Below are 17,051 nucleotides of genomic sequence, written 5' to 3' on the forward strand. Positions count from 1 at the left end.
GCGGTTCGTGCAAGATATGAAAGACATAGCTGAAATGCATTGGAAGCATGATTTACTTAGCTCTATCGAAGTCGGCATTGTGGTTGTCGACCGTGAATATCATGTACAGGTGTGGAATCTGTTTATGGAAAATCACAGTAATATCGCACCGGGCATGATCCGTGATAAATCCCTATTCGCGAGTTTCCCAGAGATAGATGAATCTTGGTTACGAGCGAAAGCTGAACCGGTCTTTTCCATGAAAAGCCCGGTGTTCGTTATCTGGGAGCAAAGACCCTACTTATTTCGTTTTGGCGCCAATCGACCTATAACGTCCCCTTCCCAATTCATGTATCAAAATATCACTATTTTCCCACTGGCATCGTTATCGGGTCGGGTGGACCAAATCTGTATAGTAGTTTACGACGTCACCGACCAAGCTGTCAGCCGACAGGCTGTGGATGAATTGAACGAAGAATTGCAACGCTTGAGCAGGGTGGATGGCTTAACCGGGATATTCAATAGACATTATTGGGAAGAGCAGTTTAGTCGAGAGTTTAAACGTAATGTGCGTAACCCTGGGCATTCCTCTGTGATCATGTTGGACATAGACCATTTCAAAAAAATTAATGATACTTATGGGCACCCTGCTGGCGACGAAGTCATCCGCCAACTGGCTAAGTTGATCAGCGATGTGTCTAGGGAAACCGACATCTGCGGTCGGTATGGTGGAGAAGAATTCACCATTTTATTGCCCGACACCGCCTCTGAAAATGTCATGGTGCTCGCCCAGCGGATTCGCCAGACCGTTGAAAAGCTAACAATAGAGTATGAACAGCACATAATTTCCTTTACAGTCAGTTTAGGGATAGCACAATTCGACGCTGCATTTGAACAACATATGCATTGGTTAGAGCATGCAGACAAAGCCCTTTACAAAGCTAAAACGGGCGGCCGCAACCAGGTGGTTATTGCCTAATTTAACCCGTATCTTCACAGTATAATTATAAGAATACCTAGTTGTCATGAATAATAAAACGTTACGCCAGGCGTTGTTAAATAAGCGTATGCTTATTTGTATTTGCACTGGTTTCTCCTCCGGCTTGCCGCTGTATTTATTGATCCAATTTGTGCCGGCATGGCTGCGTTCAGCAGACATTGATTTGTCCACCATAGGTTTAATCAACCTTGTACTTTTCCCCTACACATGGAAGTTTATATGGTCTCCCGTCATGGATCGCTTTGTGGTTCCGGTGCTGGGAAGACGAAGAGGTTGGATGTTTATCACCCAGATTGCGCTGATAGCATTGATGAGTTTGTTGTCTTTCTATGATCCCGCTACTGAAATTAGTCATATCATTGTTATTGTCGGTGCCATCGCATTCTTTAGTGCTAGCCAAGACATAGTGATTGACGCTTACCGGCGGGAATTACTGCCCGATGATGAGTTAGGTGCAGGTAATGGGTTTTATGCGCAGGCCTATCGTATTTCGTCATTTGTACCTGGTTCACTGGCAATGATCTTGGCTGGTTTTTATCCTTGGTCTGTAGCGCATTTGAGTATCGCGGTCTTCATGTTAGTGGGGTTGGTGACCACATTGATGATCAACGAAACATCCAAAGCCGGGGAAGAACCGCAAACATTACGTTCCGCTGTGGTGGAACCATTTGTTGAGTTTTTTCAACGCCAAGGGTGGCAGCAAGCTGTGCTTATTTTGTTGTTTATCATGTTTTATAAACTAGGTGATAGCATGGCAACGGCGCTGGAAACGCCATTCTTTTTAGATATGGGGTTCTCCACTGTGGAGATCGGTTCCATAGCCAAAATAGCCAAAACCATAGGCGCCACCGCAGGGACCATTTTAGGCGGGGTGGCCATGATAAAGCTGGGGATCAATCGTAGCTTATGGATATTTGGCATATTCCAACTGATTTCTATTTTAGGTTATGTGATGTTGTCTATGGTGGGATACAACCACCTTGTTTTGGCGATTGCCAGTGGCTTTGAATATTTTGGCGTGGGATTAGGCTCAGTGGCATTGATTGCTTTTATGGCTAAATCAACTAATCGCCACTTTACGGCTACCCAGTTTGCGTTATTTTCCAGTATTGCCGCTGTGCCTAGAACCTTTGTGAGTGCTGGTACGGGTTATATTATAGAATCTGTAGGCTATACGCAGTTTTTCATTATTTGCTTCGTGTGTGCCTTACCTGGCATGTTAATGCTGTTAAAAATCGCACCTTGGAACACGAAAAGCAGTGCAGCATAAGAACACTAAACCTTAACTTAAGGTCTAGCGCCTGAGTACTCACAAGGGAAAGGGTAGTCTTCTTGGCTTTCTAAGAAGTGTACACATAAGTCCAAATCACTGCGTAGACTGATGTCTTCGCGTAAATTCTGTTCAGGCCAAAAATGTAATTGATGTAGAACGTACCAAAACACACGTTCTTTTTGTGAACTCGGCTGATCTGCTAGGTGACTGACTTGAGACCATTCTTCCATGGTATCCCAAAAATACATATCTAACTCGGTGTAGACTATGCGGTTATTCCAAAAAGCCCGAACAAAGTATGCGAGTTGCTGAGATTTAACATTTAAGAATTTTTGTACGCTTATCACTGCCTAATACCCTCGTATTCATAAGTCGAATTAGACAAAAGTATAGTGGTTCGAATCGGTTTTGTTTGAAAATTATGCAAAAAATAGGCGAGTATTCTGCTATACCACTGATAAACAAGATATTTTATATGGTTACTACATTGCTGAAAGTTACCTTACCAGCCTAAATAATGCAGCCAACCATAGATTTCTTTACTCAGAAATGCGCTATCTGTTTGCGTATTAAATGCGCTGGTCAGCTGTCGTTGACGATAATCTAATTTTAAGTTTTTGCTTGCAGTGCTTCCGCGTTCTGAGGCACTGATTAAACTCCAGTTATTATCTTGCTGACTGTAGATGTCGAGCATCGGCATTTCTGTATTGGCCGTGTAATTCGCTATGAGCGAGTTTAGATTGCGCTGGGGCCAAAACGCACTGATGGCAACCATCGCATCTGGGATGGGGATTTGCTTTTCAGCATAAATCTTTATTAACCAAGCTGCGCTGCTGCCCTGAGCGATGATTAAGCGGAACCCCGAATAGGTTTGTGCTCGCTGCATTGTCACCTGCATCAACTCTCTTAGTTGCTGTTCGTGAACCAAAAAATGCGCATTACTAATGCTATGAACCTGATATTGCGGAGAGCTTGGCGGTGTTTCCTTCTTCGCTTGGGCTTGCTGCTCAGTTTGCCCTGAGCTTTGATTTTCTGTCGTGGCTGTAGATGTACTTTCAGCATTAGGCGATTCAGTGGATTGCTCGTTTACTTCGCGGCTTGCTGCATCAGGTAAATCGGGCTCGAATCCAATAGTCGGAGGGGAAATTTGCATGGTGACCCAGCCGAGGTCATTTAGATATGTTGTCAACATTGCCAAGTTTTGTTGACTCACTGGAGAGCGGCCAGATTCACCGACTAAGATTGCCACACCATTTAGGTTAGCGGTGGTATTCTGGGATTCAATCATGGGCACTGAAGCGTTGTTAACTTGCAGGATTTTTGCCCGATCGGGAAAGAGCTGTCTTTGTACATCGCCTAGTGTGCTGGCTTTTGCAACATTGATGGCAAAGGCCACACAATACATAGCCAAGCAGCAAATAGTGGTACTACGGATGTTCATAAAAAGCCGTTTTTCACCTAGTCATAGCCTGTTATCGGGCATGAATTGAAGTAACTTTAATTTACGTGGATTAAAATGCCGCCTGTGTGCTGACACCTATGATTTCCTTCGTTACCGGATGAATAAAATACACAGTGTAAGCTTGAAGCTGAGGGTGGTCAGCCATGTTAAGTGCATCAGTGTGTGTATATAACCTATCACTCAATATTGGGTGACTAAGCTCAGCATATGAACTCTTAACTGCTGAGATCGCCCAGTGACTCGTGTTCTCTTCAATCGTGTCCAGTCGCTGAGGCGCTCAAGTACATTCCAATGGGTTAACGAAGGTTTACCTTTTTTGTTGGCGGACCATCAGTTTGGCCCAATTAGGCCGGTCGCATATTCAGGGTAAATCGAGGCTGCCGCGTTTTTCGGATACACAAGCAAACACAGGAGCAATGTACGTCCTTATTCAGCACCATGACCAGTAGGCCTGAGGTCGCCATATCTAAGCGATAAACAATCGCACTTTGCTTTAAACGCGCTTAGTATCTAGCGCGAGGCTGGTTTTATGCTCAGAGCTTAACCTGATACAGTAAGCTGACCATTTGGCTTATTTAATACAAGATAATATTCATCCCTGAATACTATCTCTATATAGGCCGCGTAAACGGCGCTTAGTTAACCGGTGTCATTAGGGATTATTGACGACCAGACGAATTGCTTCTAGGTTGACCCGGGCATCACTAATCACCTGCTTAAGGTTGTCAACTTGACGTTGCAAATGTTCGATCTCTTCGTCTCGAATCGACGGGTTGACCTTTTGCAGGCTTTGCATACGTTTCAATTCACCGCCAAGTAGGGCTTTCATTTGTTTCTGGCATTGCTTACGGACTTTTTCAGCATCTAGCTCGCCTTGGTTTTGGGCAACCGTCAAGGCTTGAGTTAACTGAGGAGTCAGCGCTTTAATCAACTGATTACCCATTTTACCGCGTACTTTTTCGAGCTTAATAAACTGTCTTTCCACGACATTATTGTTGGTATCTACGCATATCTTTATAGGTGTTGGTGGTAAGAAACGGTCAAGTTGTAATGATTTCTCAGCCTTGCCTGACAATACAAATAAACATTCAAGCCAATAGGCTCCAGCAGGCAGTGACTTATCCTCGGCTAATGCCACTGAGCTCTTCCCTGTAATTTCTGTGGTCACTGTTTCCATGGCGTGCTGCACCATGGGGTGATCCCAGCTAAAGAAGCTCACATGTTCCAAGCGAGTCGCAGTGGTGCGTTCGTACGTTATGGTCATGCCTTCCTCATCAAGCCCGGGCAAGGCTGCGACCATGGTTTCTGTGGGGCGAAGAATATAGCAGCTCTCGTCTTTGTCTTCTTGGGCGAGGCCGAGCGTATCGAACAGGCGAGTCATGAAAAGCTCAAGAGTCGGTGAGTCTTCGACCTGCAAAATTTCTTTTTGCAGCTTTTCGACTCGACCTTTACCTGAGGAGTTAAGTTCAAGCAACTTGTCTCGTCCTTGCTCCAAACGGGCTTTTAGCTCTGTGTGTAAACTCGCCGTCTGATTAATTAACTTTTCACTTGCCGCGAAGTCTGTAGGGAACATTAAGCAGCTGTGCAATAACTCTTGGGTCTCTTCATACACTGTCATACCTGTGGGGCAGGTATGCTCAAAGGCATTTAAGCCTTGATGATACCAATCGAGTAAGACTTGCTGGGCACTCATGTCAAAATACGGTACGTGAATACAGACATCATGGGCCTGACCGATACGGTCTAAACGACCGATGCGCTGTTCGAGTAAATCGGGAACTTGAGGTAAATCGAACAATACCAAATGGTGTGCGAATTGGAAGTTGCGCCCTTCGCTACCGATCTCACTACAGATAAGAACTTGTGCGCCTTCCTCGGTTTGAGCGAAGTAGTTAGCGGCTTTATCTCGTTCCACTATGCCCATGCCTTCATGAAATACGGTAGCTCGCGTACCCGCTTTTACGCGCAATACTTCTGCAAGCTGCAGCGCTGTGCCAGCATTAGCACAAATAGTGAGCACTTTTTCACCCTTAAGATCTTGAAGCTTCTCGATAAACCAATCAACACGAGGGTCGACATTGAACCAAGTGTTAACCATGTCTGGATTACGTTCAGGTGTCAGATGTAATGACAGGTTAGTCGGATCTTCAGCTTGCGCATTAAGATACTCTTCCGGTTGCTCTAGGGCGTAGCTAAATAATTGGCGGCTTGGAAATCCGCTGACACCCGCTCGGCTGTTGCGGAATAACAATCGTCCGGTGCCGTGTCTGTCCAGCAGGTTATGCAGCAATTGGGTCTTTTTCTTTGGCGTCATGCCATTGATGTCACCAAGCTCTTCGTCTGCTGCGAATGCTTCAATCGCGGTAATATCCTGTTGACTTAATACGTCACCGGATATTAAAGGGGAAATAGCTTTTGCTAACTGGCTATATTGTTGTTCTTCTTTAACAAAGCTTTGATAATCATGGAAACGTGCTGGGTCGAGTAAGCGCAGACGAGCAAAGTGACTTTCATGACCGAGTTGGTCAGGCGTAGCCGTTAACAGCAACACGCCTTTTGTGACCTGTGCTAAACCCTGTACCACGCGATACTCTTGAGAAGCTTGGCCTTCACTCCATGTCAGGTGATGGGCTTCATCTACGACCAATAAATCCCACGGGGCTTGCATGGCCAATTCGTAATAGCTGCTGTTGTGGGTGAGAAAGTCTAAACTACAAATAACCAATTGCTCTGATTCGAACGGATTACCACTTTCACCCGCCATGGCACTGCAACGCTCCTCGTCAAAGATAGAGAAGGCTAAGTTGACCCGGCGCAGCATTTCGACCAACCATTGATGTACCAAGCTCGAAGGGACGACGATCAACACCCGCTCGGCTCTAGCCGTTAATAGTTGCTGGTGGATGATAAGGGCCGCTTCAATGGTTTTACCTAAACCCACTTCATCGGCCAACAGTACTCTTGGGGCAAAGCGACGACCAACTTCAGCTGCTATGTGTAACTGGTGAGGAATAAGATCAACCCGAGCACCGACAAACCCAAGCAACGACGAAGTGCTATGGGCATATTGATGATTCAAGCATTGCTCACGTAAATCAAACCACTTGGGGTGATCGAATTGTCCGGCAAACAAGCGCTGCTCAGGCTGATTCAATTGAAAATGGTGGTCGATGAAGGTCTCTTTTAACAGGACTTCTTCTTGGGTGTCTAAGCGAATGCCTGCATAAGTAAGCATGCCGCTGTTATCACTTACGCTAGTTATTTGCATATCCCAGCCTTCGTGGCTAGAGATCTTGTCACCTTCGGCAAATGATATACGGGTAAGGGGGGCGCTTTGCTTTGCATAAGCTCGACTATCGCCGGTGGCCGGAAAGAGCACATTAACCGCTCGGTTATCAACGGATACCACGGTACCTAAGCCGAGTTCTGTTTGGGTATCGCTTAGCCAACGTTGACCAAGTGCGAATGAGTGTTTTTGCGCCATAGAGTGTCTCCCAACAGTGTATGCATAACTGACTTTTTGATGCGGACCGAATAATTTCGGCGCGCATTGTATACCAATAGTGCCCAGGGATGGAGGCGAATCCACCTTCTTATAAACATATTGTGCATAAAAGCCCTTAACCCAAGCTTACACAGGTAAAACCATAGGCGTTAGGGCGTCACTCGAACTTTATAGGCTCATAAAGCTCATATAATAAAAGTAGATGAATAAGGGCGAAAAGTGGTTTATTGTTTAGCTAACGGATAGCCAATAGCAGTTGAGTGAACAATTAAATTGGCTGTTTATTGGTGATTTGTAATGCAGTGCCTTTTACTCAAACGGAGTGACGAATGCCAGAAAAAAAAGCGTTAGACACCAGAATTTATGTACTAGATACCAATATACTGCTTCACGAACCTCTCGCCTTTTTATCTTTCAAAGAACACGATGTTGTCGTCCCGATGACTGTCCTTGAAGAGCTCGATTACATTAAAGACAGCAAAAAAGATGTTGCTCGTGACGCACGAGTATCGATTCGAGCCATGGAAGATTTACTCCACGACGCTACCCCAGAACAATTAATGGAAGGCGTCAGTATGCAGGGGATTGGTGCGGGGGATAATGCGCCAACAGGTAGCTTGTCTATTTTTGTCGACCACGCGCTACCTGCTGATCAGCATATATTTACCAGTGATGAAAATGACAATCGTATTATCAACACCGCACTGCATTTGCAAGGGCAATCCAGCCCAAGGCAAGTCACGCTTGTGACCAAAGACATCAATATGCGGCTCAAAGCAAAAGGAGCGGGACTGGCGCATGTCGAAGATTATAGAACCGACCAATTAGTCAGCGATATTAAGTACCTGTCAAAAGGATTCCATCGTTTCAAAGGGGATTTTTGGGGCGAAGTCACTGCGGTCGATAGTCGTACTGAGGGGCGAGATACCATTCACACGCTTGCTCGAGATGTGTTGCCCGAAGCATACGTAAATGAATATTTATTGGATGATACCGAGCATTTCGCAGGCGTAGTGGAGTCCGTAAACGAACAAGAAATAGACGTTTTGGACTTAGGTTACGAGCGCTTAATGGGGCACAGAGCATGGGGCATCAGCCCAAAAAATATTGGTCAAGCTATGGCGTTGCATTCGCTATTAGATCCACACATTGATTTGGTTATTCTGACCGGACCAGCTGGCAGTGGTAAAACCTTATTGGCGTTAGCGGCGGCACTTGAAATGGTGGTCGAGAAGAACATGTACGACAAGATCATTGTTACCCGTAGCACTCCAGAAATTGCTGAGTCCATCGGCTTTTTACCTGGCACCGAAGAAGAGAAAATGGCGCCATGGCTGGCGGCTATTACCGATTCGTTAGAAGTGCTGCATAAGAATGATGAAAATGTCAAAGGCTCCATGAGCTACATAATGGAAAAGGCCAACATTCAGTTTAAGTCGGTTAATTTTATGCGCGGAAGAAGCATTCAAAATGCCATTGTGATTTTGGATGAATCACAAAACTTGACTGCTTCTCAACTGAAAACGATTATCACTCGTTGTGGCGAAGGCACTAAGTTAATTTGTAGTGGTAACTTGGCGCAAATCGACAGTAATTATTTGTCTGCGGTCACCTCAGGTTTAACTTACATAGTAGAGAAATTTAAAAACTTCTCAGGCAGTGCCACGATCAATCTAGACGGTGTGGTGCGTAGTCGCTTAGCGGAGTTCGCTGAAGAGCAGTTATAATTATCACACTGCAGCACGGTAGAAATAGAAAACCGCCAATGAAAAATTGGCGGTTTTTTTCATTAGCCGGAAAAGGGTTTGGCAATGCCTACATACGCTTCCAAAATGAGTATCAGCCAAATTGTTATCACCCAAGGTTTTACTTTGTTCAAACTGCGGACCATTTTTTGGTTATCGCTTTCGTCATAGGTATTGTGGATTATTTTGGCGTAGATCAAAGAAAAGTCTTGTAAATTAACGCGGATCATCAAGCCGCAGAAAATCAAAAAGCCGAAACCTAACAGTTTTAAGATCACCCAAGGCGTGTCTGTTAATCGGCCCGTGTTATAGGCATACACGGATGAGCTCAAAATGGCGAAGATCATGATGCAGCGAAAGAAAAAATCAATTTTGCTCAGCATAGGTATATAGCTGGCATGGTGTTTATAATGCAAAACCAACACCATGCTAAGCCATACAGGGCCAAGTAAGATAATGCCCACAAACTGCCAAGTTTCGTGTTGTACGCCTAAATAATGAGCCAGTATGCCGCCGACGGTGAGCATTAAGCTCATGCATATTTTTGGAATGAGATCACATCCCAACATAATTTTTGCTGCGGTCATGCGGGTTTCTCTACTGAGCTGACCATTTACGACGAATTGACTCGAATAGAAAACACCGACGTCACCACCGAGCCAATAACAAAATAACAGAATGTGAATTAACAGTACGATATCGTATGGATTCATGAGGCGTTTACCATTTTACTGAATGAGGACTATTCAGGTTAGGTATAACCAACTACAAAACTAAAGCATATGGCAATTATCAAACATGACGGCATTATCGCTGATTAATGCCCCCGCTGGGTTCAAGGAATTATTTCGTAGCTATACATGCCAGTATCAATAGCCCGTTGGCTGCTTGATGCGGTTTCATTTAATGACATTAACGCCGGTCCTGTGGGTTCCATCAATACATAAGGTTCGCCGGCTATTTGCAGGCCTTGCTCATCATCCACCAAGGGGATAGCGATGCCTAAAAGCGCGTGATTGGGTAAATACAGCATAACCAGTTCAATTTGTGGGAATAACGCCCGTATGACACTCGCCATTAATACCGACTTACTGTCACAGTCACCACGGTTGTTACTCAGCAGCGCAAGCGGCGGTGAAAAGCCCGCGCCATTTGACGATAAACGATTTTCTAAATCGTCATAGGGAATACTTTGCAACCAGCTAAGCAGCAGGTTTAAAAAGGCCCGCATATCCCCTGACTCTGACGCCTCTAGATACATGGCCTGAGCAAAGGGTTTGAGCACAGCTTGGTTTTCGCTGATATAACGTAAGTGATCTGGCTTGATACCCTGCTGACCAAGGTAATCGCTAAAATGACTATAGTAGTTATCACTGAGATATTGTTCAAAGGCATTATCTTTGGCTTCGAGTAGTTGCTGCTGATATTTTTTCGCGGCTTGTTGTGACCGACTATTGACCTTGATTTGCAACGACTGCCCGATGCGCTTTATCTCAATACGAGCATCTTTGGCATCTATGTTATTTCGTTCTTTTTGCATGGCAATATACTGATAGCGAGTGACTTGCTGAGGGACAAAACGTTTGTGATGACTGGTTTTGATGTCACTTAGGGGCAGGGTAAATGAAAACTGATGACGTTCTTTGCTTTTATCTTTCCACGTGTAGCTGAGCTGGAGGTCATTTTCGAGGGGCGTTTTATTAAAGCGAATTTGCTCACTCTGGGCTGTTCGTGCAAACACTAACGTGAGCAAGAACGGTATGAGTAATAACCTGCAGCCTAATCGGCTGCAGGTACTATTACCCTGCATTAAGGGGGCAAACTTAACTAAGTAGTTTTTTATGCAAAAAACCATTGCGCTCTACAGCGTCAACCAAGGGTATAAAGCCAGCCGGTGTAGACAGGTTGATATAGCCTGTTTTACGTTCTAAAAGTATGTCGTTGAATTGTGTTGGGCGATTAACCGCAGGGGTACACGCAATCTCAGTGGCATCACCATTGGCGAAGTGACTGGGTCCGCCTGATGCGGCAAACGCGATATCTAATTCTGAATGCGCTACCCGAGTGGAAAAGCGGTACTGACTTAAGTTCTTGAGTACTAATTGCATGAGGTCACGCTCGTTTTCTATAGCTTGTAATTTGCGTCGTAAAGAGTCTGACGCATGGAAAATATCAATCAAAGTAAAACTCCGTATAAAAAATAGACTATTCGCTGTCGGTTCGGGCTTGGATAATGAAGTCGTTATCATTGTCTTGGGTAATGAGGATTTCTATAGGGCTGCAACAAATCTGGCAATCAGCGATCTGTTGTTGACCGATATCATTGTCCGGATCAATTTCTATATCATTGATTTCCATGCAATATGGGCAGCTGAATTTAGCGTTTGAAGTAAGGCTCATCATGATTCTCCTATATGAGCCTTATATGGTAAAGGAAGAACCCCTGTTGAGCCTACCGTTTATCGAGGTTTATTTTTGAAAACTTGTAACATACTCCACAAAGGCTTTATTGGCCGTTTTTCGATCCGCTGCTATTTTTTGTACCTCAGGTAACTCATTTAACTTAGCCATCAATGCTTTAGCCCCGTTTGATCCTTCGAGCAGGTCTATTTCGAACAGCTTTTTAGCCACAGAACTAGCTAAATCAACACTGTACAAAAACATAATGTCAGCAGCGCTAAATTCTTCACCTGCTACATAAGGTGAAAAAGATGCCAATCTATTCAACCCTGTCATACCTCTGAAGAGCGCGCGTTTGACGTCTTTGCGAGTTTCATCACTAACCTTACTGCCAAAAAAGGCTTCTTGATGGCAGCGACGAGCCGGCAGTTCAAGATATAGTTCGATGAATTTGACTAACTCTTTGACCCTAGCTTGCGCAAAAGGGTCTGCCGGGTATAGCGGTTTGTCAGGGTATTTGGCGTCGAGATATTCCATAATAATGTTTGTTTCGACAATCATGCCATCTTCGGTTTCAAGGGCCGGTACTTTACCCATAGGGCTTTTGGTCAAAAATTCAGGTTCTTGGTTGGGATAAACAACTTCTACTTGGTAATCTAAGCCTTTGTAAGCAAGGGCGAGTTTGATCATGTTGAAGTAATTACTGACGTCAAATCCGTACAATTTAAGCATAATGATTCTCGAGTTTTTATATGTCGTTCAATAATCAGTCAAGTTGCTAGGCTTCTCAACATCGCAGTATTGATAGATATCTATAAGTGGTTTTTACCTTGTTATCGAGTCCTGTTGCGCTGGCGGCTATACGGCCAATTGTGCTAACTTAAACCCTTCATCATGAGAGTGGAACGTCGCGGTCATCAATAAAAAACTCAACCTTAAACAAGTATCAGTGCAGCTTGGTGTATCCACTGCGACTGTGTCCAATGCATTCAATCGTCCGGATCAGTTGTCAGCTAAATTGCGTGAACGTATTTTGCGTGAATCAGCAGAACTGGGCTATCACGGGCCGAACTTTGCTGCACGTTCGTTGCGTAAAGGCGAGTCAGGGGTCATAGCTGTGGTGCTTGCTGATTCAATCAGTTATAGCTTGTCAGATCCGGTTGCCAGTCAGTTTTTACAAGGTGTGGCAGAGGTATTGGTTAACGAGAACAAGCAATTACTCTTGTTATCCAGTGAGTCTAATCAGCAGGCCCAAAGTAGTTCTGAATCGTTACCCGATGGGTTTGTCTTTTATGGGGCGCCCACAGGGGATATTTTTGAACGGGTGCAACGCAGTGGAAAACCACTAATAGCCGTGGACTTTGAAACCCACGATAGCGCATCAGTAAATATCAACAACGAGGATGGCGCTTATACAGTAGCAAACCACGGGTTAGTCTCTAAGCCGGACAGCGTGGCGATTTTAGGTTTGCGTTTGGTGGACTCTAACCGTATTTGTCGATTAACCGCTGCAGATATCGATCTTGAGTCAAAAGAAATATCGCGCAGTCGTTTAAAAGGCTACGTGCGAGCGTTAACCGATAACCAAGTTGTGTTTTCCCCTAGTCAGATTTGGCATATTCCCCTTAATACCCCTGATATGGCTGAAATAGCTGCTCGAGAAGCCCTTACGTTAAGCCCATTGCCTAAATTGGTGTTGTGTATGAGTGACGTTATCGCATTGGCGGTTATTCGGGTGGCCGGGGAGTTGAACATTGATATTCCAAAGGACTTACAAGTCACCGGGTTTGATGACATACCTGAAGCACAGAGAAGTGTCCCGGGCCTTACCACCGTGTGCCAGCAAAGTTTGGAAAAAGGCCGAGTCGCCGCAGGATTATTATTTAGTCATGACGCTAAGCAGGAAGTCTTGTTAGATACACGTTTAGTGGTACGTCAAAGCTGTGCGTAACTAAACATTGATAACCGTCGCCAGCGTGAAATTTTTGCTGGCAGACTGTTATTGTGGGTTCGTTGATGAACTAGCGTATTTTACGCTTGGGCGTTAGTCGTGTTAATCCAGCTGCGTTAACCACATCACTTGATAGGGCTGTAAATTAATAGAGTTTGCTGCTGACGTTTTAACAAAATCAGTCAAAAGATCATGCCAAACTTGACCATTATCTAGCCCTAGGTAAGTGCTGCTAATAACTTGCCGGTGTTCACTGAAACTGCATATGGCAATTAACTTTTTGCCCTCATCTGTATAACGCTCGAAAGCGAAAATAGCTGGATTATCACTGTTCAAAATACGCGTACCGGCTTGCCCAAATAGACTGTGCTGTTTACGAATAGCAATGCGTTGCTGTAAACCTGTCGTCACTTGGTGTTGCGGAGTATTGAGGGTGTTACTTTGCGCAATCACCGCGTCTGTTACTGGAATACGGTGTACCCAACGGCCGTCGTGTTTTTTGCTGTCATCTTGCTCATAGCTATAATCGTTCAAAAGGGCTAATTCATCCCCAGAGTACAATAGCGGTATACCGCCAATACTTAAAATGATGCTATGCACCATTAAAATACGAGCAATCGCATGATTAATTAAGGTGTCATTGTCGGTATTGATGCCCTGTTCTAGCCCAGCCAGAGAGGCAAGGGAACCGCATACTCGGCAGTCCCCGTTACTGGGATTCTCCGCAAAAGCCACGCCTGTCGCAAATGAGCCTTCAAAGCGACCAGTATAAAATTGGTTTAAAAACTGCCTGTGATCCTGTCCCTTAACTCCCAAGTTCTGCGCGACCGCGTCATCGAACGTCCAGCCAATATCGTCATGACAACGCACATAGTTAACCCAAGCGCAGTCGGGTGATATGGCAAAGCTTTTGTGCATCGATTCCGTGAGTAAATGCGTATTGCGCGTCGCCAGTGTGTTCCAAATCAAGGCCATTAATAGTGGGTTGTACGATAACTGGCATTCGTCTTTGTCGATGTACTTAAGTACTTCATCTGGGTGCACAATGGCTTCTGATTTGAATACCACCGCAGGAGCCGCAATTTGCAAACAACAATTGAATGCTTGAATAAGTTTGTGGGCTTTATCTTGGTTCTCACAATTGGTGCCCATTTCTTTCCAGATAAACGCTAATGCATCGAGGCGAAGTGCTTCACATCCAAGATTTGCTAAATAGAGCATTTCGTCGGTGATGGCGTTAAATACCGCTGGGTTAGTGTAATTTAAATCCCACTGAAAATTATTAAATGTAGTCCATACCCACTTGCTTGAGTCATCATCCCAGCTGAAATTTCCGCGTCTTATCTGCGGGAAAATCTCGCGTAAATGTTGCTCGTACTGATCCGGAATATGTTTGTCGTCAAACATATAATAGTATTCGCTGTAATCTATATCCCCTGCTTTCGCAGCGAGCGCCCAAGGATGTTCATCTGAGGTGTGATTGAATACAAAGTCCAGCACTAAACTAATGCCCGCTTCAGCAAGGGTATTTGCAAGTGATTCAAGATCTTTGTTGTTGCCTAACGTAGTATTGACTTGGCGATAATTTGATACGGCATAACCACCGTCACTGTCACCTTTGGGTGAGTCGTATAGTGGCATGAGGTGTAAATAGGTCACACCCGTTTCGACTAGATAGGGGATCTTGTCTTTAAGCCCTTTGAGATCACCGGCAAATAAATCCACGTAACATGCCATGCCCAACATATTTTCGTGCTGATACCAGTGAGGATCATTCAAGCGAGCCTGATCTTTATCTTTAAGCTTGCGTGAACGTTTTGTGTGAGCATCGGCTAGGGTTTGTATAACCGACTGTAAATAAAAGAAAAAGTCATAACGGTGGCCGTAAATTTCAAACAATAAGACAAACAGCTGAGGAAATTTTTCATGTAAACGGCGAATGAATAACTTTTGGTCACGTTTGGCCATTTTCGACAGATCAAGGCTATGTAAAATACGCTCTAAGGAGCGTTTGCTTTCAAGTTCTAAGTTCATGGTTATCAAATCATCTAATTCGTTTAAGTTAAAAACTATTGTAGGGACCAATAGTACTTCCACTTCTATTTGTAAATAGATTCGGCTTTTATTTTTACAAGGTATTTACAATAAGGTTTTTATTTGTTAATTTCAATTTACATTATCTTAATCGATTAAGTTTCTTTTGGCTAATCTCTTTGAACCGGTTAAACGAACAACTAAATCATGCGGTCGATATAAGAGCCCGTTGAGCATAAGCCACTTTTTACAAGGCATAAGCAATGAAAAATGTTCCAGACACAAGTAATGCAACACTAATCCGCTGGCTTACCTATTTGATGTTTATGATGTTTGCTATGACCTCGGACTCTGTGGGCGAGATCATAAAAGAAGTCAAACGTGAATTTGATGTGAGCAATACTGAAGCCAGCTTGATGCATTCATTATTTATGATAGGCATTGCTTTTTCAGGGCTATTTTTAGGATTTTTAGCCGATAGGTTTGGTCGCAAAAAGACCATTATTTTGGGTTTAGCCTTGTTTGCACTGTCATGTTACTTATTCCTAGTGGGTAACAGTTTCGAGTTTATCTTAGGCTTGATCACTCTCTCGGGTTTAGCGGTTGGCGTGTTTAAAACGGCAGCATTGGCGCTTATTGGCGATATATCTCGTTCAACCAAAGAACATACTGGCACCATGAATGGCGCTGAAGCTTTTTTTGGCGTAGGGGCGATCATTGGCCCGCTGATCGTGGCTTGGATGGTGCGAGAGGGGGTTGATTGGAAGCTATTATACGTTCTTGCTGGTGGCCTATGTACCTTATTGATCCTCATGGCTTGGAAGGCGGATTATCCAGCGCACGCGCCAGTTAACAAAAACCATAAACCGGTTAATTTCATGAGTAGTTTGAAATTGCTCAAAAACCCCTATGCCATGGGATTTTCAATCGGGGCATTTTTGTACGTGGCTGCCGAAAGTGCGATTTATGTATGGATGCCAAGTTACCTGGTCTGTGACGCGGTTTCTGTGAGCGAGTCATTTGCCTGTTACACCACTGGCCCTGAAAAAATGCTTGCTATGTATGCGGTATCGGTTTTCTTTTCATTACGTGCCGTGGGCAGGTTTGTCGGTATTTGGATGATGCAGCGCTACAACTGGGCATTAGTATTAATGCTTTTCAGCTTAGCCATAACCCTGTGTTTCATCGGTGGCTTAATCGGCGGGAAAGACGTTGCGTTATATCTTTTCCCACTGACGGGTGTGTTTATGTCGGTCATTTATCCTACCTTTAATTCGAAAGGTATATGCTGCTTCGCTAAAAGTGAGCATGGCACTGTCGCCGGTGTTATTTTATTTTTTACTGCCGCGGGTGCAGCAGCAGGACCCTTCATCATGGGGATAGTCAGTGACGCCTATGGTGGAGACGCCAAATACGGCTTTATCGTGGCAACGGGTTTTGCCTGCGTCTTATTCATCGGCTTATTACTTAATTATATTTTTAATCCAACTGAGGCCCATCTGGCCTCGGTGGAAAAAACAGAATACGGCGGGTAGTCGTAATGTGTTTAATAGCGTGAAAATAGGACTCTAGGTGTGGCGGCTTTTATCCGTCAAAAACGCATTTAACGTGAATTTTGAGCAACCGAGTTTAGGTCAGCTTAGTACAGTGATACAGCGACTTTTCAATCAATGTTGGGAAATAGTGCGTTGTAGAACATAAC

General features: G+C 44.4%; 14 protein-coding genes. 5 read left to right on the forward strand and 9 right to left on the reverse strand.

Features of this window, described 5'->3' with window-relative positions:
• Nucleotides 1–7: 7 nt before the first annotated feature.
• Nucleotides 8–958 carry a GGDEF domain-containing protein gene (locus GPLA_RS04235; protein ID WP_007103597.1) on the forward strand — a complete coding sequence of 317 codons (951 nt, stop codon included), beginning with the start codon at nucleotides 8–10 and terminating at the stop codon, nucleotides 956–958.
• Between the two features lie 46 nt (nucleotides 959–1,004).
• Nucleotides 1,005–2,249: an AmpG family muropeptide MFS transporter gene (locus GPLA_RS04240; protein ID WP_007103598.1), complete on the forward strand. Its 1,245-nt coding sequence runs from the start codon at nucleotides 1,005–1,007 to the stop codon at nucleotides 2,247–2,249.
• A 17-nt stretch (nucleotides 2,250–2,266) separates the two neighbouring features.
• Here GPLA_RS04240 and GPLA_RS23880 read toward each other — a convergent pair whose 3' ends face one another.
• The 3 genes from GPLA_RS23880 to rapA form a co-directional block, all read right to left on the reverse strand.
• On the reverse strand, nucleotides 2,267–2,599 hold the full coding sequence (locus GPLA_RS23880; protein WP_226993052.1) for a hypothetical protein: 333 nt from the start codon (nucleotides 2,597–2,599) through the stop codon (nucleotides 2,267–2,269).
• Nucleotides 2,600–2,754: 155 nt separating this feature from the next.
• Nucleotides 2,755–3,657 carry a DUF3530 family protein gene (locus GPLA_RS04250; RefSeq protein ID WP_407636142.1) on the reverse strand — a complete coding sequence of 301 codons (903 nt, stop codon included), beginning with the start codon at nucleotides 3,655–3,657 and terminating at the stop codon, nucleotides 2,755–2,757.
• 709 nt (nucleotides 3,658–4,366) lie between these two features.
• Nucleotides 4,367–7,198: an RNA polymerase-associated protein RapA gene (rapA, locus tag GPLA_RS04255; protein ID WP_007103602.1), complete on the reverse strand. Its 2,832-nt coding sequence runs from the start codon at nucleotides 7,196–7,198 to the stop codon at nucleotides 4,367–4,369.
• Nucleotides 7,199–7,548: 350 nt separating this feature from the next.
• On the opposite strand from rapA, the gene GPLA_RS04260 reads away from it, so the two are divergent.
• Nucleotides 7,549–8,946 carry a PhoH family protein gene (locus GPLA_RS04260; protein WP_007103603.1) on the forward strand — a complete coding sequence of 466 codons (1,398 nt, stop codon included), beginning with the start codon at nucleotides 7,549–7,551 and terminating at the stop codon, nucleotides 8,944–8,946.
• A 62-nt stretch (nucleotides 8,947–9,008) separates the two neighbouring features.
• On the opposite strand, the gene GPLA_RS04265 is transcribed toward GPLA_RS04260, so the two are convergent.
• From GPLA_RS04265 to GPLA_RS04285, 5 genes are all read right to left on the reverse strand, one after another.
• Entirely contained in the window at nucleotides 9,009–9,677 is a 669-nt protein-coding gene (locus GPLA_RS04265; RefSeq protein ID WP_007103604.1) for a hypothetical protein, read from the reverse strand.
• Nucleotides 9,678–9,799: 122 nt separating this feature from the next.
• Complete coding sequence (locus tag GPLA_RS04270) at nucleotides 9,800–10,705, reverse strand: hypothetical protein (RefSeq protein WP_226993053.1); 906 nt, start codon at nucleotides 10,703–10,705, stop codon at nucleotides 9,800–9,802.
• 82 nt (nucleotides 10,706–10,787) lie between these two features.
• On the reverse strand, nucleotides 10,788–11,144 hold the full coding sequence (locus GPLA_RS04275) for a hypothetical protein (protein WP_007103606.1): 357 nt from the start codon (nucleotides 11,142–11,144) through the stop codon (nucleotides 10,788–10,790).
• 25 nt (nucleotides 11,145–11,169) lie between these two features.
• On the reverse strand, nucleotides 11,170–11,364 hold the full coding sequence (locus GPLA_RS04280) for a CPXCG motif-containing cysteine-rich protein (RefSeq protein ID WP_040513880.1): 195 nt from the start codon (nucleotides 11,362–11,364) through the stop codon (nucleotides 11,170–11,172).
• Nucleotides 11,365–11,433: 69 nt separating this feature from the next.
• A complete protein-coding gene (locus GPLA_RS04285; protein WP_007103608.1) occupies nucleotides 11,434–12,096 on the reverse strand; it encodes a glutathione S-transferase family protein in 663 nt (220 codons plus the stop codon).
• A 184-nt stretch (nucleotides 12,097–12,280) separates the two neighbouring features.
• On the opposite strand from GPLA_RS04285, the gene GPLA_RS04290 reads away from it, so the two are divergent.
• A complete protein-coding gene (locus tag GPLA_RS04290) occupies nucleotides 12,281–13,315 on the forward strand; it encodes a LacI family DNA-binding transcriptional regulator (RefSeq protein WP_051997632.1) in 1,035 nt (344 codons plus the stop codon).
• 102 nt (nucleotides 13,316–13,417) lie between these two features.
• Here the strand turns inward: GPLA_RS04290 and GPLA_RS04295 are convergent, their stop codons facing one another.
• Nucleotides 13,418–15,349: an amylosucrase gene (locus GPLA_RS04295; protein ID WP_007103610.1), complete on the reverse strand. Its 1,932-nt coding sequence runs from the start codon at nucleotides 15,347–15,349 to the stop codon at nucleotides 13,418–13,420.
• A gap of 263 nt (nucleotides 15,350–15,612) precedes the next feature.
• On the opposite strand from GPLA_RS04295, the gene GPLA_RS04300 reads away from it, so the two are divergent.
• The gene (locus GPLA_RS04300; protein WP_007103611.1) at nucleotides 15,613–16,884 is read left to right on the forward strand and encodes an MFS transporter; all 1,272 of its coding nucleotides are present in this window, start codon (nucleotides 15,613–15,615) and stop codon (nucleotides 16,882–16,884) included.
• The last annotated feature ends 167 nt before the right edge of the window (nucleotides 16,885–17,051 follow it).

The sequence above is a fragment of the Paraglaciecola polaris LMG 21857 genome (genome assembly GCF_000315055.1).
Taxonomy (GTDB): Bacteria; Pseudomonadota; Gammaproteobacteria; order Enterobacterales; family Alteromonadaceae; genus Paraglaciecola; species Paraglaciecola polaris.